General features: G+C 64.8%; 22 protein-coding genes, 1 tRNA gene and 1 pseudogene. 7 read left to right on the top strand and 17 right to left on the bottom strand.

Annotated features, from left to right (window positions below; genetic code table 11):
* The 3 genes and pseudogenes from AB4068_RS06695 to AB4068_RS06685 form a co-directional block, all read right to left on the bottom strand.
* Positions 1–434 (bottom strand): annotated as a pseudogene (locus tag AB4068_RS06695) (GNAT family N-acetyltransferase).
* Positions 435–460: 26 nt separating this feature from the next.
* Positions 461–1,411 (bottom strand): D-2-hydroxyacid dehydrogenase family protein, encoded by a 951-nt coding sequence (locus AB4068_RS06690; RefSeq protein ID WP_306963184.1) that lies wholly within the window; start codon positions 1,409–1,411, stop codon positions 461–463.
* Positions 1,412–1,481: 70 nt separating this feature from the next.
* Positions 1,482–2,456: an ABC transporter substrate-binding protein gene (locus AB4068_RS06685; protein ID WP_059389824.1), complete on the bottom strand. Its 975-nt coding sequence runs from the start codon at positions 2,454–2,456 to the stop codon at positions 1,482–1,484.
* Between the two features lie 189 nt (positions 2,457–2,645).
* Between AB4068_RS06685 and AB4068_RS06680 the strand changes: the two genes are divergently transcribed.
* From AB4068_RS06680 to AB4068_RS06670, 3 genes are all read left to right on the top strand, one after another.
* A complete protein-coding gene (locus AB4068_RS06680) occupies positions 2,646–2,918 on the top strand; it encodes a nuclear transport factor 2 family protein (RefSeq protein WP_306963181.1) in 273 nt (90 codons plus the stop codon).
* Between the two features lie 83 nt (positions 2,919–3,001).
* Positions 3,002–3,991, top strand: coding sequence for an LLM class flavin-dependent oxidoreductase (locus tag AB4068_RS06675; RefSeq protein ID WP_059389826.1), 990 nt, complete (start codon positions 3,002–3,004; stop codon positions 3,989–3,991).
* Positions 3,992–4,170: 179 nt separating this feature from the next.
* Positions 4,171–6,810 carry a trehalase-like domain-containing protein gene (locus AB4068_RS06670; protein ID WP_441432976.1) on the top strand — a complete coding sequence of 880 codons (2,640 nt, stop codon included), beginning with the start codon at positions 4,171–4,173 and terminating at the stop codon, positions 6,808–6,810.
* A gap of 94 nt (positions 6,811–6,904) precedes the next feature.
* Here the strand turns inward: AB4068_RS06670 and AB4068_RS06665 are convergent, their stop codons facing one another.
* The 3 genes from AB4068_RS06665 to AB4068_RS06655 form a co-directional block, all read right to left on the bottom strand.
* Positions 6,905–7,831, bottom strand: coding sequence for an AEC family transporter (locus tag AB4068_RS06665; RefSeq protein WP_059389827.1), 927 nt, complete (start codon positions 7,829–7,831; stop codon positions 6,905–6,907).
* Between the two features lie 143 nt (positions 7,832–7,974).
* Entirely contained in the window at positions 7,975–8,403 is a 429-nt protein-coding gene (gene panD / locus AB4068_RS06660) for an aspartate 1-decarboxylase (RefSeq protein WP_172465683.1), read from the bottom strand.
* A 55-nt stretch (positions 8,404–8,458) separates the two neighbouring features.
* Positions 8,459–8,797: a hypothetical protein gene (locus AB4068_RS06655; protein ID WP_284991136.1), complete on the bottom strand. Its 339-nt coding sequence runs from the start codon at positions 8,795–8,797 to the stop codon at positions 8,459–8,461.
* A 99-nt stretch (positions 8,798–8,896) separates the two neighbouring features.
* Between AB4068_RS06655 and AB4068_RS06650 the strand changes: the two genes are divergently transcribed.
* Positions 8,897–9,496 carry a TetR/AcrR family transcriptional regulator gene (locus AB4068_RS06650; protein WP_441432975.1) on the top strand — a complete coding sequence of 200 codons (600 nt, stop codon included), beginning with the start codon at positions 8,897–8,899 and terminating at the stop codon, positions 9,494–9,496.
* A 24-nt stretch (positions 9,497–9,520) separates the two neighbouring features.
* Here AB4068_RS06650 and AB4068_RS06645 read toward each other — a convergent pair whose 3' ends face one another.
* Positions 9,521–10,375: a LysR substrate-binding domain-containing protein gene (locus tag AB4068_RS06645; protein ID WP_059389831.1), complete on the bottom strand. Its 855-nt coding sequence runs from the start codon at positions 10,373–10,375 to the stop codon at positions 9,521–9,523.
* A 150-nt stretch (positions 10,376–10,525) separates the two neighbouring features.
* Here AB4068_RS06645 and AB4068_RS06640 point away from each other — a divergent pair, with 150 nt between their 5' ends.
* Entirely contained in the window at positions 10,526–11,923 is a 1,398-nt protein-coding gene (locus AB4068_RS06640) for an MFS transporter (RefSeq protein ID WP_059389832.1), read from the top strand.
* Positions 11,924–12,001: 78 nt separating this feature from the next.
* Here AB4068_RS06640 and AB4068_RS06635 read toward each other — a convergent pair whose 3' ends face one another.
* The 3 genes from AB4068_RS06635 to AB4068_RS06625 form a co-directional block, all read right to left on the bottom strand.
* A complete protein-coding gene (locus AB4068_RS06635) occupies positions 12,002–13,135 on the bottom strand; it encodes a N(5)-(carboxyethyl)ornithine synthase (protein WP_370872243.1) in 1,134 nt (377 codons plus the stop codon).
* Positions 13,136–13,152: 17 nt separating this feature from the next.
* Positions 13,153–13,287: a hypothetical protein gene (locus AB4068_RS06630; RefSeq protein ID WP_264637052.1), complete on the bottom strand. Its 135-nt coding sequence runs from the start codon at positions 13,285–13,287 to the stop codon at positions 13,153–13,155.
* Positions 13,288–13,372: 85 nt separating this feature from the next.
* Positions 13,373–13,446: transfer RNA gene (locus tag AB4068_RS06625), tRNA-Gly, on the bottom strand.
* Between the two features lie 237 nt (positions 13,447–13,683).
* Here AB4068_RS06625 and AB4068_RS06620 point away from each other — a divergent pair.
* On the top strand, positions 13,684–14,130 hold the full coding sequence (locus AB4068_RS06620) for an SRPBCC family protein (RefSeq protein WP_284991138.1): 447 nt from the start codon (positions 13,684–13,686) through the stop codon (positions 14,128–14,130).
* Positions 14,131–14,137: 7 nt separating this feature from the next.
* Here AB4068_RS06620 and AB4068_RS06615 read toward each other — a convergent pair whose 3' ends face one another.
* Positions 14,138–15,904, bottom strand: a complete 1,767-nt coding sequence (locus tag AB4068_RS06615) for a CAP domain-containing protein (RefSeq protein ID WP_441432974.1) — start codon at positions 15,902–15,904, stop codon at positions 14,138–14,140.
* A gap of 148 nt (positions 15,905–16,052) precedes the next feature.
* On the opposite strand from AB4068_RS06615, the gene dcd reads away from it, so the two are divergent.
* A complete protein-coding gene (gene dcd / locus AB4068_RS06610) occupies positions 16,053–16,628 on the top strand; it encodes a dCTP deaminase (RefSeq protein ID WP_059389836.1) in 576 nt (191 codons plus the stop codon).
* A gap of 133 nt (positions 16,629–16,761) precedes the next feature.
* Here the strand turns inward: dcd and AB4068_RS06605 are convergent, their stop codons facing one another.
* The 6 genes from AB4068_RS06605 to AB4068_RS06580 all read right to left on the bottom strand — a co-directional run bounded on the left by AB4068_RS06605 (position 16,762) and on the right by AB4068_RS06580 (position 23,562).
* The gene (locus AB4068_RS06605) at positions 16,762–17,967 is read right to left on the bottom strand and encodes a cation:proton antiporter (RefSeq protein ID WP_059389837.1); all 1,206 of its coding nucleotides are present in this window, start codon (positions 17,965–17,967) and stop codon (positions 16,762–16,764) included.
* Positions 17,968–17,972: 5 nt separating this feature from the next.
* Positions 17,973–18,455 (bottom strand): cation:proton antiporter regulatory subunit, encoded by a 483-nt coding sequence (locus tag AB4068_RS06600; protein ID WP_059389838.1) that lies wholly within the window; start codon positions 18,453–18,455, stop codon positions 17,973–17,975.
* A 77-nt stretch (positions 18,456–18,532) separates the two neighbouring features.
* A complete protein-coding gene (locus tag AB4068_RS06595; protein WP_441432973.1) occupies positions 18,533–19,318 on the bottom strand; it encodes a glucosamine-6-phosphate deaminase in 786 nt (261 codons plus the stop codon).
* 35 nt (positions 19,319–19,353) lie between these two features.
* Positions 19,354–20,877: a glycoside hydrolase family 3 protein gene (locus AB4068_RS06590; RefSeq protein WP_441432972.1), complete on the bottom strand. Its 1,524-nt coding sequence runs from the start codon at positions 20,875–20,877 to the stop codon at positions 19,354–19,356.
* 61 nt (positions 20,878–20,938) lie between these two features.
* Entirely contained in the window at positions 20,939–22,090 is a 1,152-nt protein-coding gene (locus tag AB4068_RS06585) for an ROK family transcriptional regulator (RefSeq protein ID WP_441432971.1), read from the bottom strand.
* 68 nt (positions 22,091–22,158) lie between these two features.
* Positions 22,159–23,562 carry an MFS transporter gene (locus AB4068_RS06580; protein WP_441432970.1) on the bottom strand — a complete coding sequence of 468 codons (1,404 nt, stop codon included), beginning with the start codon at positions 23,560–23,562 and terminating at the stop codon, positions 22,159–22,161.
* Between the last annotated feature and the right edge of the window lie 23 nt (positions 23,563–23,585).

The following is a 23,585-nucleotide window of genomic DNA, read 5'->3' as shown; positions in this document are numbered from 1 at the left end:
TCAGCCTGCGACCATGAACACGTCCACCGGATCCTCGGTCTCCAAGACAAAGCCGTGGCGTTCGTAGAGGCGTCGGGCCGGGCTGCCCTGGAGCACGTTGAGACGGAATGGCCGGTGGTCCTTGGACTCGCCCATGATCCGCCGGAGCACGCCGGCACCAAGCCCTTGCCCTGGAACTCCTGAGCGACGTAGAAGTGTTCGATCCACAGAGCGTCGGATTCCGGGCGGACGGCGATAACACCGGCAGCTTGGCCTTCCACGGCAATGACAAACGTGTGTTCCGGCTGGAACGCCTTCAAGAAACGCTCCCTGACGCGGACCGGATCCCAACGCCCTAGCCGCTCCAAATCGGGTCGCATGACGACGGCGCGCAGTTCCGCGATCCACGCGGCATCGGCGGGCAGGGCGGGGCGGAGCGAGAATTCGGCAGGCACCTGACAATCTAAGCCCAACTGATGCACTAACCCGTAAGCACCCGCAACGGATCGCCCCGCAACCACGCCCGGACGTCCTCGAAGGCCTCCCCGTAGAAGCGGGCGTAGCTTTGCGACGTGACGTAACCCAGGTGCGGCGTCAGGACTGTTCGCGGGGCCGTGAGCAGGGGGTGGTCCGCCGGCAGGGGCTCGACGTCGTACACGTCCAGGGCCGCTCCGCCGAGCCACCCCTCGTTCAGTCCGCGGAGGAGGGCGGACTCATCCACTATCGGTCCACGCGAAGTGTTGACCAGGACACCGTTGGGCCCGAGGAGCCGCAGTTCGTCCTCCCCGACGAGCCCCCGGGACCGCTCCGACAGCCGCACGTGGACGCTAACGACGTCGGACTCCCGGAAGAGTGCTTCCTTGCCCACCTTGCGCGCACCCGCCGCAGCCGCGGTTTCCTCCGTGAGATTGGGACTCCAAGCAATGACCTCCATGCCAAACGCCTTGCCGTAGCCGGCGATTTTGCTCCCGATCTTACCGAGTCCAAGTACTCCTAAGGTCTTCCGGGACAGTTCGAAACCCACGGTGCTCTGCCAATTTCCGGCGCGCAGCCGGCGGTCCTCGAACGGCACTTTCCGTGCGAAAGCCAGGAGCAGGGCCCACGTGAGCTCGGGCGCCGCGGCCGGCGAGCCGCCCGTCCCGCAGACCGTGACGCCCTGCTCCTCGGCCGCGAGTAGATCGATGGCCGCGTTGGCCATCCCGGTGGTGACCAGGAGCTTCAGCTTCGGCAGTTGCCGGAAGAGCCCGGCGTCGAAAGTGGTCCGTTCACGCATTGCCATGATGATGTCGAAGTCGCGGAGCGAGTCCGCGACGTCCGCCAATGGCTCCGTGAAAACCGTGACATCGACGCCGTCGTCGGCGAGCTCGGCCCACGGCGCGTAGTCGAAGGCCACAGCTTGGTAGTCGTCGAGGATGGCAAGGCGCTGGCCCATGGAACTCCCTTTCGCTTGTCCGGTCCGCAGCGGTTCCGGATACGTGGAAAGTTACACCCCGGAGCCGGCGCTAGCTCTTCGGAAGGCCCGGCGGGTTCAGTTCCGACTTCGCGATACCCTCTGAAGACAACCCCCAGCGGTCCAAGATCTTTCCATACGTGCCGTTTTGGATCAGTTTGTTGAGGGCTGCCTGGGCTGCAACGGCAAGACCGTTGCCCTTCTTGGTGGTGAAGGCAATGTCCGCCTTAAGAGGCCAGCCGCCGTTGACTGTTCCCACCTGCTTGGTCTTGCCGTCCTTTGCGGCCTTGTACGCCGCTCCAGCGTTCGGGCCGAACGTCAGGTCCGCGCGGCCGGATTGCACGGCGAGCGAGGAAGCCGAGTCGTCGTCGTAGTACTGGAATTCAACCGGCTTCAAGCCGTTCTTCTTGTTCTCGGCGTCCCAGCGCAACAGGATTGCTTCCTGGTTGGTGCCCGAGCCCACAATGATCCGCTTGCCCGCCACGTCCTTGGCTTCCTTGATCTCACCGATCGGGGAGTCGCTCTTGGCGTAAAAGCCCAGGAGGTCCGTGCGATAGGTGGCGAAGTCGAACTTCTCCTTACGCGCCTCCGTGACCGTGACGTTGGAGAGGACGGCCTCGTACTTGCCCGATTCAATACCCAAGGGCCAATCGGCCCAAGCCACGGGAAGGACCTCAACCTTTAGGCCCAAGGTTTCTCCGACTGCGTAGGCGAGGTCGACTTCGTTGCCGATGAGGGTCTTGTTGTCCGTCGCGAAGAGGCTCAACGGAGCGGTGCCGCCTGTGGTCACCACGGTGAGTTTGCCGTCAGCCTTGATGGCCTCCGGGACGAGCGCCGCAGCGGCGTCGTCCTTGGTGATAGGGAAGCGGTTCTGCTCCGGCGACAGGTTGAAAGTCTTGCCCGCGGAAGCGGACGACGACGGCGCTGACGCCGCTGAGGCGCCCGGGTCAGAGCAAGCGGCGAGGCCGAGAGTCGTGGTCACGGCGAGTGCCAGTACGGCGCCTGTTTTGAGTCGTGAAATAGCCATGGAATCCCCTTCGAAAGTGATGGATGGTGTGCGTTGCTGCAACTATCCGGCAGCGACAAGAGCCGGTCAAAGCGCTCTGAAACGCGGGGATACAAGGGTTAACTGGGGTTCATTCGAGGTCCCGAAGGGTCACAAAACAACCGCGGTGTAGGCTTCCCACACAACTGCCGACACATGAGGAGATTTTTCGTGAGCAACGAGCAAACCCTGGTCAATCAGGCGCTGGAAGCTTACGCAGCCGCTGTCCACGCGAAGGACGTTGACGCATTCGCGGCGCTCTACAACGACAACGTCCACATCTACGATTCCTGGGGGCAATGGCAATACACGGGAATCGAGTCTTGGCGGTCGATGGCGGCCGAATGGTTCTCTTCGCTCGGCGACGAGCGCGTCCAGGTCGAGTTCAACGATGTGCAGTATCTTCGCGAGCTGAGACGGAAGCCACGCAAGCTGGAGAAATAACCCGGGCACCGCCGTCGTTGTCGCAAGAGTGGTTGGGAAACCGGCCCCTTGAACGAAACCACCTTCGAAAGGCCGGCACCAACGTGACAGTTCCCCTCTCCATCCTCGACCTGGCAATCATTGGCAAAGGCCAGACGGCGGCGGAGAGTTTCGCCGGGAGCGTCGCCATGGCGCAACTGGCCGAACGGCTCGGCTACCGACGGATTTGGTACGCGGAGCACCACAACATGGGCTCGATCGCTTCCTCGGCTACGAGCGTGCTGATTGCCCATATCGCGGCCAACACCAGCACTATCCGGCTCGGTGCAGGCGGCGTCATGCTGCCCAACCACTCGCCGCTCACCATCGCAGAGCAGTTCGGCACCCTTGAGACGCTGCACCCGGGCCGCATCGACCTCGGCCTCGGACGGGCACCCGGCAGCGACCAGAACACCATGCGTGCACTCCGCCGCGATCCCATGGCCGCGGACACCTTCCCTCAGGATGTGCTGGAGCTGCAGGGCTACCTCACGGGACCCACCCGGATCCAAGGGGTCGAAGCGACACCGGGCAAGGGCACCAACGTGCCGCTCTACATCCTCGGGTCCTCGCTGTTCGGCGCGCATTTGGCGGCGCAGCTCGGCCTGCCCTACGCCTTCGCCTCGCACTTCGCACCCAATGCGCTGCAGGACGCCGTCGTCGTCTACCGCCGCGAGTTCAAGCCGTCCGAGCAGCTGCAGGAGCCATACGTGATCGCGGGCGTCAACGTCGTGGCCGCGGATTCGGCGGCTGAAGCCCAACGGCTCTTCCTTGAGGTCAAGCGGGACCGCGTCTCCCGTTTCCTGGGCGGTGGACGCGAGTTCACCGACGCCGAAGCGGACCTCATCCTCGATTCGCCCCAAGGCCAGCACATCGCGCAAATGGTGAAGTACTCGGCAGTGGGTACGCCGGAAGTCGTGCGGGATTACCTTGACGAGTTTGCCCGCCACGCCGACGCCGACGAACTGATCGTCGCCCACCAAAGCACGGGCACGGAGCAGCGCCTGCGTTCGGTGGAGCTGGTGGCGGAGGCCGTGGGGCTGACGCGGGTGTAAGGACTGAGCGATCGGCGCGGCAGTTATCCGGAAGCGTGCGTCTAAGCGAGGAACGAGCGAGCACGCGGAGGATGGCTGTTGTGCCGATCAAACTCGTTACACCCCGGCAATACGCGGGTCATGGAGGCGAAACCCGCCGGGCGGAAACTGGACGAATCCACCCCGGAAGGATCGTCCCCATGGCTACTCCGCTCAATTTGTCCGTGGCCGATTCGGCACTGCTGACAAAATCGCTTCCGCTGGRTCTCCTGCGGACGGCAGTCCAATCCGAGGCCGCGCACGATGGAATCACTCCGGAGCTGCTCGCGGAACTGAGGATGCTGGCCCGCACTCCGGGACTCCTGGTGGCCTGCAACTACGGTGGAACACTCTGCGCCGCGGAAGGCGTATCCACTGAGACACTCCCGTTGGGGAGTGCCGCCGTCGCTCTCCGGGCACTGGCAGCGCTGCCGAACACGCACACTGCCGTCATCTCCGGCAGGTCGCTGCGGGACCTTGCCGCAGTGTCGCGGCTGCCGGCGGAAGTCCACTTGGTGGGCTCGCACGGCGCCGAGTTCGACATGACCTACGCGTACAGCATCTCGATGGCCACGGAAGCCGTCCTTCAACAGGCAGCCACGGCCCTCAACGAATCCATTGGCTTCGAAAAGGGCATCAGCATCGAGCGCAAGCCCGTGGCGGTAGCCATCCACACCCGGCCGGCCACGCCTGCCGTGGTCGCCAGGGTGACCCGGGAGGCGCACCAGATCGCCCGTGAAGTGGGACTGTTTTTCATTGTGGACGGATCCGTTCTGGACCTGTCCATCGTGGAACCCTCCAAAGACGCCGCGCTGGAGCATCTGCGCACACAGTTGGGGGCCAGCGCGGCCCTGTTTGCCGGCGACGCGGACAGCGATGAGCTCGCGATCGCCACCTTGCGGGGCCCGGACCTTGGCCTGCACGTCGGAGACGGAGAAACCAAGGCGCGCCATCGTTTGCCGGACCCGGAATCCTTCGCCAAAGTGCTCGCCATCCTGTTCGAACTGCGCCGAGCGTGGCTGTTCGGCGAGGACGCAGTGGGGCTGGAGCGGCATTCGATGATCGGCAACGGGACCTCGACGGCGCTGCTCACCCCGGAGGCCAAGATCTGCTGGATGAGCCATCCCCTCCCGGATTCAGGGTCCTTGTTCGCGCACATCCTGGGTGGAGACCCGGCCGGCCACTTCAGTGTGGAACCGGTCAAGGCGTCGAAGGTGCTGGGCCAGCGCTACGTGGACAACACCATGATCGTGGAGACGCGCTGGGCGGACGTCACGGTCACCGACTACCTTGAGCCGGCACCGGACGGCATCACCAGCCTGGTCCGTGTCCTCTCCGGAACCGGCAGCGCGCGGATTGTTTTCGCCCCGCGGCCGGACTACGCCAACGCTCCGTTCAACATGGAGATCCGCGGCGAAGAACTGCACGTCGTGGGCACCTCGGATCCCATTATCCTGTTCGCCCCCGGAGTGTCCTTCACGGTCACGAGCGACGGCAAGCACGGAACCGCCACCGCTGAAGTCAGCCTCGCGTACGGTCCTATCGTCATGAACCTGAGGTGCGGAGACACTGAGCCGACGACGCCGGACCCCGCCGGAGAGCTTGCCCGGCGGGCCGCCGTCGCGCACCAATCCCGGCAGTGGGTCCGTGGGCTGGAACTGCCCGACATGAAACCTTCGTTGGTGCGGCGCTCGGCACTGGTCCTCAAGGCGCTGGTGCACGAGCCGACCGGGGCCGTCCTCGCGGCTCCAACCACGTCGCTGCCGGAAGGGATCGGCGGCACCCGCAACTGGGACTACCGCTACTGCTGGCTCCGCGACGGCTCCATGACGGTCAATGCGCTCGTGGACCTGGGTTCCACCGAGGAGGCAGACGGGTTCCTCCGCTGGCTCGGCCGCATCCTCGAGAACGCGCCCGGGCCGGAATGGCTGCACCCCCTGTACTCCGTGACCGGCTCCCCGCTGTCCACCGAGGCAATTATCGAGAGCCTGCCCGGTTACGCCGGCTCACGGCCCGTGCGGATCGGGAACGCAGCCGACCACCAAGTGCAGCTGGACGTCTTCGGCCCGATCGCCGAACTCATCCAGACCCTCAGCAGACGCCGCGGCACGCTGCCGGACGAGCACTGGAAACTCATGGAGCAGATGGCGTCGGCCGTGCTGGCCCGCTGGCACGAACCGGACCATGGCATCTGGGAAGCCCGGCGCGCGCCTCGGCACCATATCTACACCAAGGTGATGTGCTGGGTGACGCTGGACCGGGCGATGCACACGGCGGTCCGGTTCCGCCGTCCCATCGGGGCCGAATGGGAGGAAACGGCCAACACCATCCGCTCGGAGGTCCTCCGGGAGGGTTGGGATGATTCCGCGAGCTCCTACACCGTGGCCTACGACAGCCCCGACCTGGACGCGGCTGTCCTGCACATCGGACTTTCAGGCCTGCTGGACGTCCGCGACCAGCGCTTCCTGGACACCGTCACCGCCGTCGAGCGGGAACTGCGGGTGGGTCCCACCGTGTTCCGGTACAGGTACGACGACGGCCTGCCGGGTTTGGAGGGCGGGTTCCACATCTGCACCACCTGGCTGATTGAGGCGTATCTGGCGGTGGGCCGGCTGGACGATGCGCTGGAGTTGTTCAACCAGCTGGTGGCGCTCTTCGGTCCTACCGGGCTGCTTCCCGAGGAGTTCGATCCCGGCACGGAAACCCACTTGGGAAACCACCCGCAGGCGTATTCGCATTTGGGCTTCATCCGCTGCGCGCAGCTCCTGGACAGGTATCTGGATTCGGTGGACGAAGAGTAGGCGCAAGGACACCAGCCAGCCGCCCCACCCAACTGACTCGCACTTAATGTCGTTTTCGGCGCCCAAAACGACAACAAATGCGAGTCAGTTGGGCTTAGGTAAGCAGGAGGGCCACGGCGATCATTGCCGGGACGGCCACCACCGTGGTGATCAGGACCGTATCCTTGGCCACGGTGATTCCCGTGTTGTAGCGGCTCGCCGCCACGAACACGTTCTGCGCGGTGGGCAGGGCCGCCGTGACCACCACGGCGAACAACGCATGCGCTTCCAGGCCCAGCGCGAAGCGGGCGAACAGGTACGCCATCGTGGGGTGGACAAAGAGCTTGAAACCGCTGGCCAGGAGGGCATCCGTCCGGCGGCCCGTGTCCTTCTGCAGGGGCCGCGAACCATTCAAGCTCATCCCGAAAGCCATCAGCATCGCGGGAATTGCGGCACCGCCGATCAAATGGATCGGCTCCATGATGAGCGAAGGCACCTGCCAGCCCGTCCCGGCGACCACCAAACCGAGGGCGGATCCTACGATCATCGGGTTCCGGACGATCATCAGGACGAAGCGCAGGGGAGTGGTGCGGTGGCTGCTGGTGCTGGCATCGAGCGCCATCAGGTACATGGGCGTGAAGAACGCGAGCTGGAAGATCAGCAGGGGCGCCACATAGCTGGCGTCGCCGAGGACGAACACCGCGATAGGGATGCCGAGGTTCGCCGAGTTGGCTAGCGAAGCGCTCATGGAGGACATAAGCGATTCGGGCAGGGAACGTTTGAGCCAGAACTTCACGACGATGAAGAAAAGGCTGCCTGTGGCGACGGCGCCCACCGCCGTGACCAGGAGTGGAGCGGCGAAGACATCGTGAAGACGGGCCTTGCCCAGGGTTTCAAAGAGAAGCGCAGGGCTCGCGACGAAGAAAGTCAGGCCGCTGAGGACCGAACGCGCATTGTCCCCCAGGATCCCGCGCTTGCCGACGAACATGCCCACCAGGATGATGGCCCACACCACGAAGAACCCGGAAAGGACGCCCAGCACTACGACATCCGGCGGGGGACGGGCGCGGGGCGGCGTGGGTTCACAGTCCCAGCCTAAATCAGCTTTATTCGCCCGTAAGGCACGACGGCGGCATGTTCCGCCATGTGGACCACGTAAGGAGGTGCCCCGCGACTACGGGAAGCCTAGTTCAGCTGGGCGTTGTTGAGGGCGTGCGGCGGGCGCATGATGCCCGGAGTGATGCCTTCGGCGGGATCGCTGCCGAGTTGGACGATCTTGTTGGCCCTGTCCACATGGACAACCTTGGGCTGGTAGGCCTTGGCTTCTTCGGTGGTCATCTCCGCGTAGGTGATGAGGATGACGACGTCGCCCACGTGCACCAAGTGCGCCGCGGCCCCGTTGATGCCGATGACGCCGGAGCCGCGTTCACCGGCAATGGTGTAAGTCTCCAGGCGCGCGCCATTCGTCACGTCAACAATGGAGACGAGCTCGCCGGGGAGAATATCCGCAGCATCCAGCAGATCCAGGTCGACCGTCACTGAACCTACATAGTGCAGATCGGCATGGGTCACCGTGGCACGGTGGATCTTGGACTTAAACATTGTGCGGTTCATAACGTGACAAGTTTAGCGTGTGGCCGCCCGATCGCCGGGTGATGCCTGACACACGCTAGGCCTTGGCGGCGGCCTTCCGTGCCTGCCGCCTCTTCAGCGAGCCGTAGCCAGCGATCAGTTTGGGGACAACGAGGTAGACGGCGGTAGGCACCACAACAAGGGTCAGGACGAGGGCGCGCAGCGCGGGGTGCCATGACTCCGTGAGCGGAGCGAGGATCGTCATGCCGATCGCCACGAGGGGGAAAATGGCCAGCCAGGTGATCACGGCACGCATATGCACCGACGGTGTGTGCATGGAAGGCAGATGCGCAGAGTGCGCGTGTGCGGCCGGCTCGGCAAACGCCGCAACCGCGGCGCTGTCCGCGGATGCGGCAACGGGGATTTGGGTGTTCATGACATTCTCCAACTAATTGGTTGCTTTCGGCGTGAGTTCAGACTAGACCCCACCCTCGAAAACTGCAACTACTTGGTTGGAATCTGTTAAGGTGGACACATGGCATGGGATACCGAGCGGACCAAGCGACTCCTCCTTGAGGCGGCGACTGCCGAGTTTTGCCAATTCGGACTCGCCGGCGCCAGGGTGGACCGCATCGCTGCTGCGGCCGGAGTCAACAAGGAACGCATCTATCAGTACTTCGGTAAGAAGGATCTTCTCTTCGACGCCGTGATCGCGTCCCAGCTCAGCAAAGTGGTGGACGAAGTCCGCATCGAGGGCGCCGGTCCCGAAGCCTTGGCCGATTACGCCGGACGCCTGTTCGACCATCACCACCAGGACGCCACCCTTCCGAGGCTGCTGTTTTGGGAGGGTCTGGAGCGGGGCGAATATGTGGTGAACCGTCCGGACCGGGCCGCGAACTGCAGGAACAAGGTTGACGGTGTCATCCGGGCCATGCCGGGGACGTCCAAGGAAGACGCGGCCGATCTGATGCTCACCATCATTGCGTTGTGTGACGCGTGGCCGGTACTGCCCGAGCTGGATGGCCTCATGGCCGGCAGCAAGGGGCCAATGAGGGCGGAGCGGCGCCGGAAGGCGATCGTCCGGACCGTCCTTCTCGCCGCGCAGGCGCTCGCCCCGGAGCGCAGCGCGGTTTAGCCACGCGCGGTTTGGTGGCGCTTGCTACGCCTGCTTATTGAGTGTTCTGCCGATGATCGCCTGCGTCAGCGCATCCACCACCTCGGCGTTCGCCAAAGGGTTGCGGATCAAGGTGAAGTCGACGTCGCCCACGGGCGGGAGGTCGAAGCGCTTGGTGATCACCGTGAGGTCCTCGGGAACCAACGACGACGGCATCACGGCGACGCCGATGCCCGCGCGCACCGCTGCCAGGACACCGGCGATCTGCTTGGTCGAGCAGGTGACCCGCCACGTCCGGCCCATGGCCTCCAGCGCGTCGATGGCCAGTTTCCGGCTGACGCTCGGAGCCGGATAGCAGATCAGCGGCACGGGGCTGGCCGGGTCCAGCACCGTTTGTTCGACCCCGACCCAGGCAAATTTGTCGTGCCGCACCACCGTGCCGTCCTTCGCCTCGCCCACCCACTTCACGAAGACGAGATCCAACTGGCCCGCATTGACCCGTTTGTAGAGCTGGTCGCTCTGGCTGACCGTGAGTTCAAGGTTGATCTGGGGGTACAGCTGCCGGAACTCGCGCAGGATCCGAGGCAGCCCCGTGATCGCGAGGTCGTCGGCGGTTCCGAACCTCAAACGGCCGCGCATGGCTGAACCGGAAAAGTACCTCGCCGCGGAATCGTGCGCTGAGAGGATGTTGCGGGCAAAGCCTGCCATGGCGTCGCCATTGTCGGTGAGCCGGACATCCCGGGTGTCGCGGGCTACGAGCGCCCGTTTGGCCGCCATCTCCAGCTTTCGCACATGCTGGCTGACCGTGGGTTGGGCCAGGCCGAGGCGCTCGGCTGCCTTCGTGAAACTCAAAGTCTCGGCCACGGCCAGGAAGGACCGCAGCTGCACGGGTTCGAACACGGGACTCCTTGGATAGCTACCTTCACCGCCGCTCACGCCGGTGTATTGCACTTCGCAATGCTAGTTATACGGCCAATTCACTTCCATAATCACCGCGGCCAACCCTAGCGTTAAAGGCATCCCAGCGAAACGCCTATCCAAGGACTACTTTTGGCACCCCCACCGCCCTCAGCGGCAAACGTCAGCCAACCTGCCATCGATTCACTCGCCGCAAGCAGCCGAATTCCGCACGCTGCCGACCCTGACACGGTCACCCAGCCGATCGCCGTCGTCAACGAACGGCTGCCTTGGCGGCACACCTTCATTTCCCTCAAAGTACCCAACTTCCGGATCTTCGCCGTAGGCCACTTCGTGGCCGTCATCGCACTCTGGATGCAGAGAATCGCCCAGGACTGGTTGGTACTACAGCTCTCCGGATCCGTCACCGCCGTCGGAATAACGGTGGCATTGCAGTTCACGCCGTCGCTTTTCCTGGGCCCCTGGGGCGGCATGATGGCGGACCGCTTCGCCAAGCGACGCATCCTCATCCTGTGCCAAAGCGTCGCGGCCTCCCTGGCTGCCATCCTTGCCGTGTTGGCGTTGAGCCACCACATCGAGGTGTGGCACGTTTACGTGATCGCTTTTGTCCTGGGCCTCGTGACGGTCCTCGACCAGCCTGCACGGCAGGTCTTCGTCAACGAACTCGTGGGGCCGAAATACCTGCGCAATGCGATTAGCGTCAACTCCACCACATTCCAGTTGGGCGGCCTCATTGGTCCCGCCCTGGCCGGCGTGCTGCTGACCGCGGTCGGAGCGGGCTGGGCCTTCGCGGCGAACGCGGTTGCTTGCTGCTCCACGGTCACCATGCTCTTGATGCTGCGCAAGAATGAACTTTATGTCAGCACGCCCGTGCCAAAACGCAAGGGGATGCTGCAGGAGGGACTGCGATACGCACTCAGCAAGCCCACGATCTACTGGCCGTGGCTCATGGCCGGCTTTGTAGCGGTCTTCGCGATGAGCCTGCCCGTGCTCCTCGCTGCCTTCGCGGACCACATCTACCATGCCGGTGCCGGCGGCTACGGTTTGCTCAACGCCATGGTGGCCCTTGGCGCGCTCGCCGGAGCAATCACGTCGGCCCGCCGCCGCCAGTTGCGCCTGCGCTCGGTGGTGCTGTGCGCCGGGATGTATGGCTTGATGCTGTGCCTGGCCGCGTTGGCGCCATCGATGGTGTGGCTCTCCGCTGCCATGGTCCTCTCCGGATTCTGGTGCCTCATGTTCCTGACCGCCGCCAACCAGCTGGTCCAGGTCAGCGCCAACATGAGCATCCGCGGCCGCGTCATGAGCCTTTACATCATGGTGCTCATTGGTGGCCAAGCCATCGGTGGACCCATGATGGGCTGGCTTGCCGAGCACCTGAACCCGCACGCTGCACTCTTGGTGTCAGGCGGGGTGCCGGCGCTCGCAGCGGCGACGGTCGCCGTCGTGCTGGCCCGGAAGTCTGAGTTGCGGCTCAAAGTGAATGTCCGGGACCGACGCCGGATGGTGCGGATCGTCCCGCAGTCGGCGTAGCGGAGTGTCGCCAAAATGCGGCTGAGCCGGGCACCCACAAGGCGCCCGGCTCAGCCGCATTATGAGGTTACGAGGCGACTACGCCGCGAGGTGCGGGTAGTCGGCTGAGCGCTCTTGGAACTGGAGCACGTCCGGGTTCCGGATGATGCCGTCGCGGATCTCGATGGCACGCGAGATTGTTTCGCTGGCGTCCCAGGCCTCGGGGCCCGAAATGACAGTCTCGAGGAACGGCAGGAGCGCCTCGCTGATTTCCCAGCTGGACGAGTTCCACAGGTAGGACGGGCTGTGGTCCACGGCGTAGTAGTTGATGTGGTCGCCCACCGTGAACATGGGCTCGGCGAACGTCGTGGTCCGCGCCCAACTGAAGCCCATGCCTTCGTCGCAGGAGACGTCAACAATCAAGCTGCCCGGCTGGAACGCATCCAGGTCCTCGGTCCGCAGGTACGTCAGCGGCGAGTTCGGATCCTGCAGCGTGCAGTTGACCACTATGTCGGCGGCGGCAAGGAACGGAGCCAGCGGCTTGCGTCCGCGATCGGTAATGACCTCGCTCAGGAAAGGGGCGTTCTGGTCGTGGTCGAACTGCACTATGCGCACCGAGTGGATGGGCGAACCGACCGCCGCAACTCCGCGGTTGGTCAGCACCTGGACATCGTGGATGCCGTGCGCGTTCAGGGCGGTGACCGCGCCACGCGCCGTAGCTCCGAAACCAATCACGACGGCGCTCAGCCGCCTCCCGTAGTCACCCGTCGAGCCCGTCAGGGCAAGGGCATGGATGACGGAGCAGTAGCCTGCAAGTTCGTTGTTCTTATGGAACACGTGAAGCCCGAAGCCGCCGTCGCTGGCCCAGTGGTTCATCGCCTCGAAGGCGATCAAGGTCAGCTTCTTGTCGATGGCGAGTTGGGTGATGGCCCTGTCCTGGACGCAGTGCGGCCAACCCCAGAGGACTTGCCCGTCGCGGAGGTCGGCCAGGTCTTCCGGCTGCGGTTTGGGCAGGAGGATGACATCCGAATTCGAGATCAGTTCTTCACGGCTTGCCATGCCACCGACCAGCGGCTCAAGTTGGCTGTCCGAAAAGCCGAAGCGCTCGCCGTAGCCGCGCTCCAGCCGGATGTGTTGCCGGAGTTCCGGAGCAATGCGCTCCAGATGCAGGGGATGGACGGGCAGCCGGCGCTCGTCCGGCTTCCGCGATGTCGACAGGATGCCGAGGGTCATGGCGCCTATATGGCCGCTCACTTTTTGTTGCCGGTTGCCGGCTTGGCCACCGTGGTCGCGGAGGACTCTGAAGCCCTCTTATCCGCGCGCTTTTCTTTGATGGATTTGCCGGATTTTTTCGATGCAGCTTGGCGAGGTGATTTGTCAGCCATGATCGCTCCCTAGAGCAGAGCCGAAATGGCTCCTAGCTCCTGACGATACACCCAAGGGCTTGGGCACCTTGTATCAGGGCAGAAATGGAGCGGGCGACGGGAATCGAACCCGCGTATCGAGCTTGGGAAGCTAGCGCTCTACCATTGAGCTACGCCCGCATTGCTCCGCAAACCAGCCGGAGCAGATCCCAGCTTAGCGCAGATGGCGCGCTGATCCGGACACAGACTCACCGGTATCACGGTCTCATCAAATTCCCTGCCGGGCTCGTAAAGATTCGGTTAAGGCTCGACGTGGGTGTGTTGCGCTGCGCCACGCCTGACTATTCTGTAGCAGTTAGCTGCTGTGTCATGGGGAACCCGGCTATGTCCAAGAGCCGTACGCCGAAAGAGGATTCCGTGGCATTTGCAGAGCATGAAGTACTCATTGGTCGCGACGCCATGACCGTTTACCAATTCCTGGTGGACGGGCTCAACAATCCCCTGTGGCGCAGTGGAATCCGCAGCATTTCCCTCCGTTCCGGACATGCCGGCGAAAAAGGCGCCGTTTATCAGCAGACTTTGGCGGGGCCGGGCGGGCGGCCGATCGCGGCTGACTTCCAAATCACTGAAGCCAGGCCGGGCGCCGAAGTGCGCTTCGCCGTCGTTGCCGGTCCTGCGCGGCCCACCGGCGGCTACTACCTCAGCACCGAGGGGCCCAATACCCGCCTGCGGTTCGCCCTGGAGTACCACCCCAAAGGCTTGCAGAAACTCATGAACAGCATGATCCAGAAGACCATGGAAGAGGAAGTAGTCCAGCTGGAGCAGCTCAAGTCGGTCATCGAGGAGCAAACCTCCGAGGCTTAGGGCCCAGTTACTGCGCCAGCTTGAGTCCGCCCAAGCCGGTGACCGGAGTGCTCGGCGTCGTGAGGCGTCCGCCGGTCAGGTCCCAATATTCGATCGTTCCGTTGCTCAGGAGGCCCGCGATTCCAGTCGTGTTGAGGCCCGTGACACCGTTGAGCGAGCGCAATCCGGAGTAGTCCGTCCATCCGGTTCCCACTAGCAGCCTTGCCTCCGACTTCGGCGTGGTGAGCCCGGAGCCGCGGTAGAGGCGCAGGTTCCCGTTTGCTTCCACGGCCAGCAGGTCCTGGAAGCCGTCGGCGTCGTAGTCCACCATGCTGAGCCGGATGGCACTGACGCCCGTGCCCACTTGAGTCCGCCCCACCATGGCGGTGAGCCCCACGTTCCGGTACAGGTAAAGCGCGCCGCTGGAATCAATGGCGAGGATCTGCGGGAGCCGGTTGTTGCCGCACCAGATGCCCACGGCCATGGTCATCGACTGCCAACCCGATAGGCCCAACACCACTGGGGCCTTGAACCCGCCGCTCACCACTCCGGGGTAGAGGAGGAGCCTGCCATCCAGCATCTGGACGAGGACATCGATCACGCCGTCGCGGTCCCAATCAGTGGTCATCACTTCTTTCGCCCCGGCGAAACCGGTCCCGACTGTCCGGGCAGGACCGAACGTGCCGTTGCCAAGTGCAGGGTAGTCCCTCAGGTTTCCCGAAGGGTCGACGGCGACGAGGTCACCTGCGCTGCGGATGGCTGCCGTACTGAGGTCCAGCGTGGGCGGCTCGTGCTTCACGATGGGGTCGCAGACCGTCGGTGGCGGAAGTTGGGGAGGGGCTGTGCCCGCGCCCGGGCTGTTGACTGTGCCGGCGGGCAGCGTCGTGTAGCCGAAGAGATTGACCACGCCCCACATCGTGAAGCTATTGGGGGTGGTTTGGTAGTTGCCGTCCGTGAAAGTGATGCCGACGCCAATCACGTTGAAACGTGGATCACGCAGCAGTGCGTCGTGGGCGGGCGAGCTTTTCCACCATTCGACAAGCTGGGCGGCATCCCGATCCCAGCGGACAGCGATGACTTCACCTGCGCCGTTGTTGGGGTTCAAGGCCCTGGGATCGGTCCAGAAGTTGGGGCGGTGTTCAATCACTTGGCGGCTGGCGATGTTGTTGGACCAGTCCTGCGAAAGAGTGGACACCGTGGGGTTGTACTTCACCGGGTTCAAGCCAAGCGACGTCCTGTAGGCATTGATGGCGTTGAACACGGCCAGAACCTGGGCGGAATTGTCGTCATTGACCAATGCTTGCGCTGAGACGAGCGGGACGGCCGCGGGGGAGGATTTGGTCGGGGCTGGAGCCGGATCCGGCGGCGGGACGTCCCCTGCGGCGCCGGGGAGCGGGTCCGGGCCCGAAGCCGGCGGGATGGAGGGCACCGGGGGCGGGCCGGCCGCCGCCTGGGGTGACGTGCCGTTGCCTGGGGCGACGGGGGGGCTTGCCTGCGCGGGCGAGGCCGCGGCTTGTACCGTTGACGCGGTGCCCGCAGCAGCGGGTGCCGCTTGAGCGGGGGCGGCCGCTGCTGGTGCTGCGGGGGTGGCAGTTGGTGACCCCGGCGCAGGTGCGGCCCATGGAAGGCCGGATCCCGACGGCGGTGCGGACGCCGTCGTCGTACTTTCAGCGCTTGCGGTGGTGCTTGAGGTGGAAGGGGCGGCAGTTCCGGAGGGCAGGGCCGCGACGGTTAGCGGTCCGGAGGCAGGGGCCATCACCGTGAGAAGGCAGGCCACCACTACGGCAACGGGCACCGCAATTCGTCTCAATGTTTCCCCAGATTCGCATCGTGCCACCGTTCCCAAATGCAACAGCGGTAACGGCAGTCTATGTGGTGCACTATAGTCCCATGCGCCACTCCGGCACCACGGGGTACGGGGTGGATACGGTACTTTTGATCCTGTGCTGATCTCTGACCGCGACATACGTGCCGAAATCGACTCCCGACGTATCGTCCTGGAGCCCTACGACCCCGCGATGGTTCAGCCGTCCTCGGTGGATGTGAGGATTGACCGCTTCTTCCGGCTGTTCGACAACCACAAATACGCGCACATCGACCCCTCCGAGGAGCAGCCTGAGCTGACCCGCCTTGTTGAGGTGGAGGGCGACGAACCCTTCATCCTGCACCCGGGCGAGTTCGTGCTCGGTTCAACGTACGAGACCGTGAGCCTGCCGGACGACGTCGCCGCACGCCTTGAAGGAAAGTCTTCGCTGGGGCGCCTCGGCCTCCTGACGCACTCCACGGCCGGCTTCATCGACCCCGGGTTCTCAGGCCATGTGACCTTGGAGCTGTCCAACGTTGCCACGTTGCCCATCAAGCTGTGGCCCGGCATGAAGATCGGCCAGTTGTGCTTCTTCCGGCTCTCCTCGGCGGCTGAGCATCCCTATGGTTCCGGCGGATACGGCAACCGTTACCAAGGCCAGCGCGGCCCCACCGCGAGCCGCAGCCACTTGAACTTCCACCGGACGACGGTCTAGCCCCTGCCTGCTTGGGTTTTCCAAGACGCTCGCTCAGATATGTGGGCAATAGCCGCGACGCTCGCTCATCATGTGAGCGAGCGTCCAAAGGAAACGCCCCAAAAGTGAGCGAGCGTCGGGGAACGGCCGATGCTCACGCCTCGAAGGACGCAATAGGCTCGGATGCCTTCGGTTTGCGTGAGGACTTGCGGAAGGCCTTGACCGTGGGCTCCACGAAGCGGGCTGCGAGCGGTCCGATGATGGCCATGAGCAGCACATACGCGGTAGCGAGGGCGGCAAGCTCGCGCGGCACGACTCCCGAGGCCACGGCCAGGCCTGCGATGACAATGGAGAATTCACCGCGGGCAATCAGGGCGGCTCCTGCGCGGAAACGGCCGGGAACGGCGATCCCTGCCCGCTTTGCCGCCCAGAATCCGGTCAGTACCTTGGTCACGGCTGTCGCGAGTGCCAGGAGCAGCGCCCAGCCCAGGACCGGCGGGATGCTGGACGGGTCCGTGTTGAGGCCGAAGGCTACGAAGAAGATGGCCGCGAAGAGATCCCGGAGCGGTTCAAGGATCCGCGTCGCGTTGTGGGCCGTTGCCCCCGAAATGGCAATGCCCAGCATGAACGCCCCCACGGCCGCGGAGACCTGGAGGGCGGACGCGATGCCGGCCACCAAGAGCGCGGCTCCGAGGAGATTGAGCAGGAAGACTTCGGAGTTTTCGCTGTGCACGGCCTGGGATACCCGGTGGCCGTGTTTGAGGGCCACCACCAGCACCAAGGTGACCACGGCCAGCGCAATACCCACCGTCTGGAGCCCGCCCAGGAAGCCCACGCCTGCGAGGATCGCAGTCAGGATCGGAAGGTAGATGGCCATGGTGAGGTCTTCGAAAACCAAGATGGCCAGCACCACCGGCGTCTCACGGTTACCGATCCGGCCGAGGTCCGTGATCACTTTCGCGGCGATGCCGGAGGAAGAAATATAGGTGACACCGCCCATGACGATCGCCCCGACAAGCCCCCAACCGAGCCACACGGCGATGCCGGCACCCGGAAGAAAGTTCAACACCAGGTCCAGCACACCGGCTTGCCACGAGCGCCTCAGCCCCGTGACGAGTTCCGCCGCCGTATATTCCAAGCCGAGCATCAACAGGAGCAGGATGACACCGATTTCGCCGGAAAGATGGGCGAACTCGTGCATGCCATCCAGTTTGATCAGTCCACCCGCCCCGAACGCCAGTCCCCCCACCAGATAGAGCGGAATGGGGGACATGCCGATCCTGCCGGCCAAGCGAGCCAAGAGGCCGAGACAGAAAACGACTGCGCCCAGCTCAATGAGGGTCAGGGCCAGGGGGTCCATGAACGTCAGCCGTTGCGCAGAATGGCAGCCGCAGAGTCAAGACCTTCCTGCGTACCGACAGCCACCAGCAGATCACCCGTGTGAAGGACGACGTCGGGAGCCGGTGAGGGAACCACTTCGCCTTCGCGCATGATCGCCACGATCGAGACACCACTGCGGGTGCGGATCTGGGCTTTGCCCATGGGCTGGTTGTTGAAAGGGGAGTCAGCGGTGATGGAGAACTGCCGCGTGACAATGCCGGGGATTTCCTTGTGGGCTTCGGCCAAACGCATGGCGATGTGCTGACCGCCCAGGAGGTTGCCCAGGGCGGCGGCTTCGTCTGCGGTCAACGGGATGGATGCCTGGCAGGTATCGGGATCGTCCCACGTGGAGACGAAAAGCTCGGTCTCACCCTCCCGCATCTCGACAACACCGATCCGGCGTCCCGAGGCCGTGATGAAATCCTTGCGGACCCCGAGGCCTGGAAGTTCTGTCTCATCCACGTTCATACGTCCACCCTAGCCCTCTTGAAGGGGCGGCGGAATGATGCCACTCGGGGCCGTCGCGCAAAGCGGCCCGCGCCTTTCTAGGGGGCCAAAGCCAGGCCGCGCGCGGCGTCGTCGTAGTACTCGCGGTTAGCCAATCCGGACGCTGCCGCCTCGTCCAGAACCACCACGGCGTCGGCATGCCATTGCAGGATCGAACCTGGGCACGACGCCGTCAGCGGGCCCTCGACGGCGGCAGCGACCGCGGCGGCCTTCGCGGCGCCGGTGGCGATGAGCACCAGCCGGCGCGCCTCCAGCACGGTCCCCAATCCTTGGGTGATGCAGTGGGTCGGGACGTCGCCGTCGTGCTCGAAGAAACGGGCGTTGTCCAGCCTCGTGCGGGCCGTGAGCCGCTTCAAACGGGTCCGCGAGGACAGCGAGGATCCGGGCTCATTGAAGCCCACATGGCCGTTGGCGCCGATGCCGAGGATCTGCACGTCGACCCCGCCGGCGGCAGCTATGGCGGCGTCGTAGTCAGCCGCTCCCGCTTCGAGCTCGGCCTGGGTGGCGCCGCTACCGTCGGGGACATTCAGCCCGGCCATGGGAAGCCCGATGACTTCGCAGACCTCGCGGATCAGGACCTCGCGGTAGGACTGGACATGTCCAGCCGGAAGGCCCACATATTCGTCCAAGGCGAATCCCTTGGCGGTCGAGAAATCCACGCGTCCCGCAGCGGCCGCGGCTGCGAGCTCCGCATACAGTCCCAGCGGAGACGAACCGGTGGCCAGCCCCAGTACTGGTCCCGCGCCCGCAGGGAGTCCTGAGAGGACGGCTTGGGCGGCGGCCGAAGCAGCCGATTCCGGAGTGGGCGTGACAATGACTTCCATGGCAACTTTCTGTCGATGGATTGGGCGTGGTGCGGTCAGGCTTTGGCAGTGCCGTTCAGCAGCGCCGTCAGGGCCTGGGACACCGTGAGCGACGCACCATAGGTGACGATGTCCGCCCCGCCGCGCGGCCAGCCGCACTCGACGGCGATCACCGCGTGCCCCTCGGCCCTCAAGCGGGCGAAGACGGTCCACAGCGGGTGTTCGGCATCCAGGCCGCGCCCGACGACGGCGACCCGCGCGCCGTCGGGCACCTCGCCTTCGCGGACCACTGCCGAAGTCGCGGCAGCGGGGCCCCACGGCACGCGGCCGACCGCGAAATTGGACCCGGTTTCGACCTGCACGATCGCCACGGGTTCCTCCCGCGCCAGCCACCTTTCGGCGGCTTCGGACACCTCGAAGGCCTCGGCGATGCGCTCCCCGTCGAGCGCCTTCGGCTCGGCAGGCACCCCGGCATGCTGCGGCTGGCCGGGCAGGCCGAGCTGGCCCCTGATGGCGGCTTCCTGGATTTCCGCGGCACCCGCGGCGGGGAACCGCGAGGACAGTGCTTGCGTGCGGGCAACAGCGTCTGCCAGGCGTTCCATGGGCAGCCGCCCGTCGCCAACGGCATCGGCGATCGCGGTGATCGTCTGTTCGAAGAGGGCCGGTCCGGTTTCCGAACCAAGGCACAGCAGGTCCGCCCCCGCGATCAGCGCGCGGACGGCTGCTTCCGGAATGCCGGTCTGGGCGGACGCGCCGGCCATGTCCAGGGCGTCCGTGATGATGACGCCCTCGAACCCCATGTCACGGCGCAGCAGGTCCTGCAGGATGCGCGGGGAGAACGTGGCGGGGTGGTCCGGGTCCAGGGCTTCGACCAGGATATGGCTCGTCATGACGGTGGCCCCGCGAGCCGCGACGAGCGCGCGGAACGGGATCAGTTCGCGTGCGTCCAGGGTGGCGGCGTCGGCCGTGACCCGGGGGAGCGCCAGATGGGAGTCTGTGGTGGTGTCGCCGTGGCCCGGGAAGTGCTTGGCACAGGACGCAACACCGGCGTCTTCGAGTCCACGGATCCAGGCGGCGGTATGCCGTGCCACCAGGCCCGGTTCGGCCCCGAAGCTACGCACGCCGATCACGGGATTGTCCGGAGCGGAATTGACGTCGGCATCCGGGGCCAGGTTCAAGTTGATGCCCAGGCCTGCGAGCTCGTGGCCGATGGCGCTGGCGCTGGCGGCGGTCAGTTCGACGTCGTCCAGACGCCCGAGCACCGCGTTCCCGGGCTGCGTCGATCCCGTGAGGTAGTGCAGCCTCGTGACATCGCCGCCCTCTTCATCGACGGCGATGAGCGTGTTCGGGGAATGTGCGCGGAGCCCGGCGCAGAGCTCGCGCAACTGGACGGGGGACGCCACGTTGGTGCCGTAGAGGCACACAGCCGCCAACCCGGCGTCGTACGCTTCAAGGATCCAGACGGGGACCGCGATGCCGGTAAATCCGGGCATGAGTGTGCCTGCCGCGAGACGGCGGAGGTGGGCGCGGGCGGCCCCTGTGGCAAGAGAGTGGGTAGCGGGGGACTGAATCGTGTCCATGTCCGGCTCCTTCGAAGGGATGCTTGGTCTGTAGTAAGGGTTGGAAACGGCGGGGCGGCACTCAGGCCACACCAAGCTGGTTCCACAGGACCATCACGGCGGCTCCGCGCAGGACAATGTCCTGTGCGTCTGCCGCGAGACGGACGGACACCGGTGAAAGGTCCTGGTGCAAGAGCCGCTCAAGCAGGGTCTGCTGGACGGCGTTGAGAAGGGGGCCTTCCAAAAGCTCCCGGGGTCCGCTGAGGACCACTTCGCCCAAATCGAGGGCGCCAACCACGGGCGCGAGCGCGATGGCGAGCCGCTCGCCCGCTTCCCGGAGTACGACGGCGGCCGCGGCCTCCGGTTCGGAGCTCGCCGCCGCTTCGGCCAGGGCACGTTCGAGGCTGGGGACTGACATCCAGGTTTCGAGGCAGCCTGTTTTACCGCACTTGCACACGGTCCCGCCGTCGGTGCCGACTGTGACGTGGCCGATTTCGCCAGCCGCGGAGTGGGCGCCCCGGGCACGCCTGCCGCCCACGATGAGTCCTGAACCGACACCGCGGCCGATCTTCACGAGGATTTCGTCGTCGCTGCCGCCGCCGAAAGTGTGGTCCGCATGGACTGCGGCGTCGGCGTCGTTGGAAACGAGGGTCGGAAGGCCGGTCCGCTCCTGGAGGAGATCGCGCAGGGCGACGTCCTTCCATCCGAAGTTGGGGGCCGTGGTGACCTCGCCGCCCGCATTGACGATGCCGGGGGTCCCGACGCCGATCCCGAGCAGCGTGGCGGTGGCCCGGCCGACGGCTTCCGAAGCGAGTTCGAGGACCTCGTTGACGACGTCCGGGCCGGTCTCCTCGGAGATGGACCGCTCGACCCTTTCGAGGATGTTGCCGTCAAGGTCCAGGACGGCGGCGCGCAGCACGGAATTTTCCGCCAAGTCCATGCCGATCACTTGGAGGCCCCGGCGGTTGATGTCTACCAGGATGGCCGGCTTGCCGGGGCGGACTTCATCGGACTGTCCCAGTTCCACGACGTGGCCGCGTTCGAGGAGGTCCGAGATGAGGTCCGATACCGTGACACGGGTCAGGCCCAGGACCCGGGAAAGTTCCGCACGGCTCATCGCCCCTGCAGAGTGGAGCGTTTGGCGCACCAAGGAGAGATTGTGGGCGCGCCCGTCCGAAGGCAGGGTCGCTGCGCTTGCTCGATCGGTGCGCTGGCGGTCACGAAGGGCTTCCATGTGAGTTAGTAAACTCTACTAACAATCGAAGATCAAGGGTTTGTGGCAGATTGTGTGAGCCCCATCTGTCAGCTCAGCGGCACTGTGGCGATTTCCGTCTTGTCGGGTGCCTTGACGGGCAGGATCACCAGCAAGCCGGCCAGGAGCACCACCATGATGCCCAGGATCCCCCAGCGTTGGGCCGCGCCAGGGGCAACCAGGGGCGTGGCCAAGGTGATGCACAGGGTGAAAAGGGCCGGCGCCAGGAAGCTGACGGCCCGGCCTGTGGTGGCGTAGAGCCCGAACAGCTCGCCGGATTCGCCGTCGGGCGCCAGCCTCGCGAGGTAGGCGCGGGAGGAAGCTTGCGCCGGTCCCACGAAAAGGCACAGGAACAGTCCGAAAACCCAGAAAGTGGTGCTGCCTGCCCAATGGGTCCCGAAGAATACGTAGTCGCCGTTGCCAAGCACCAGGATGACGGTGCCGGCGACCAGGAGTCCCATGAGGGAAATGACAATGACGGACTTGGGCCCGATCCTGTCGTCCAGGAATCCGCCGATCATGGCGCCAATTGCGGCCACCACATTGCCGAAAATCGCGAAGAAGATGACCTGTTTGAGCTCGAATCCAAAAGTCCCGGCAGCAATGACCCCTCCGAAGGTGAAGACCGCCGCCAGGCCGTCGCGGAAGATGGCGCTCGCGAGCAGGAAGTAGATGGTGTGCGGGCTGGTTCGATAGATGGCCTTGATCCGGCGGACGAGCAAACCATAAGAGGCCAGGAACCCGAGCCGGGATTCCGCTTTCTTGACGGAGAGCTCCGGCACGGCGAAGAGGACCGGTAGCGCGAAGATGAAGAACCAGAGCGCGGAAAAGACAGCCACGAGCCTGATATTCAGGCTGTCCTGGGTGGAGGCCCCGAACCACTCAAAAGACGGCTGGACGAAAAGCTGCAGCACCGCGAGCAGCGCGATAATCCCGCCCAGATAACCCATCCCCCAACCGAAGCCGCTCACTTTGCCGATATTGGCAGGGGTGGAGATCTGGGCCAGCATGGCGTTGTAATTGACACCGGCGAACTCGAAAAACACATTTCCGAGCGCAACCAACGTGACGCCCAGCAGCAGGAACTCGGGCTTGGGGAAAACGAAGAAGCACGAGCCCGTGAGGACAGCCACGAGGGCGGTGTTGACCCCCAGCCACAGTTTCCTGCGGCCACCGGAATCGGAGCGCTGACCGGTGACCGGTGCCAGGAGCGCAATCGCGACGCCGGCAATCGCCAGCGCGGCACCCAACGTCGCCGACGCCGAGTCTTCCCCGCCAAATGCCTTGGACGTCAGGTAGACGGTGAACACGAAGGTGGTCATGACGGCATTGAATGCCGCGGAACCCCAATCCCAGGATGCCCACGCAAGGATTTGGCCCTTGTTCGACAGGGCTGGCCCCGAAGCAAGCTCGGATGACGGGTGCGGGGCCTCAGGCGCAGTTGCCATGTTCATGGTTGATAAACTACCTGCACCGA

The organism is Arthrobacter sp. 2RAF22 (assembly GCF_052115325.1).
GTDB lineage: Bacteria > Actinomycetota > Actinomycetes > Actinomycetales > Micrococcaceae > Arthrobacter.
Note: the sequence above shows the minus strand (reverse complement) of the source record. Positions and strands in the feature narration are given on the sequence as shown.

Bases quoted from the DNA above. Each gene is read 5' to 3' on its own strand.
- AB4068_RS06595 (WP_441432973.1), bottom strand. From the start codon at position 19,318: ATGGAAGTCATTGTCACGCCCACTCCGGAATCGGCTGCTTCGGCCGCC.
- AB4068_RS06585 (WP_441432971.1), bottom strand. From the start codon at position 22,090: ATGGAAGCCCTTCGTGACCGCCAGCGCACCGATCGAGCAAGCGCAGCG.
- AB4068_RS06635 (WP_370872243.1), bottom strand. From the start codon at position 13,135: ATGACCCTCGGCATCCTGTCGACATCGCGGAAGCCGGACGAGCGCCGG.
- AB4068_RS06685 (WP_059389824.1), bottom strand. From the start codon at position 2,456: ATGGCTATTTCACGACTCAAAACAGGCGCCGTACTGGCACTCGCCGTG.
- AB4068_RS06590 (WP_441432972.1), bottom strand. From the start codon at position 20,877: ATGGACACGATTCAGTCCCCCGCTACCCACTCTCTTGCCACAGGGGCC.
- AB4068_RS06655 (WP_284991136.1), bottom strand. From the start codon at position 8,797: ATGAACACCCAAATCCCCGTTGCCGCATCCGCGGACAGCGCCGCGGTT.
- AB4068_RS06580 (WP_441432970.1), bottom strand. From the start codon at position 23,562: ATGAACATGGCAACTGCGCCTGAGGCCCCGCACCCGTCATCCGAGCTT.
- AB4068_RS06690 (WP_306963184.1), bottom strand. From the start codon at position 1,411: ATGGGCCAGCGCCTTGCCATCCTCGACGACTACCAAGCTGTGGCCTTC.
- AB4068_RS06650 (WP_441432975.1), top strand. From the start codon at position 8,897: ATGGCATGGGATACCGAGCGGACCAAGCGACTCCTCCTTGAGGCGGCG.
- AB4068_RS06600 (WP_059389838.1), bottom strand. From the start codon at position 18,455: ATGAACGTGGATGAGACAGAACTTCCAGGCCTCGGGGTCCGCAAGGAT.
- AB4068_RS06630 (WP_264637052.1), bottom strand. From the start codon at position 13,287: ATGGCTGACAAATCACCTCGCCAAGCTGCATCGAAAAAATCCGGCAAA.
- AB4068_RS06605 (WP_059389837.1), bottom strand. From the start codon at position 17,967: ATGGACCCCCTGGCCCTGACCCTCATTGAGCTGGGCGCAGTCGTTTTC.
- panD (WP_172465683.1), bottom strand. From the start codon at position 8,403: ATGAACCGCACAATGTTTAAGTCCAAGATCCACCGTGCCACGGTGACC.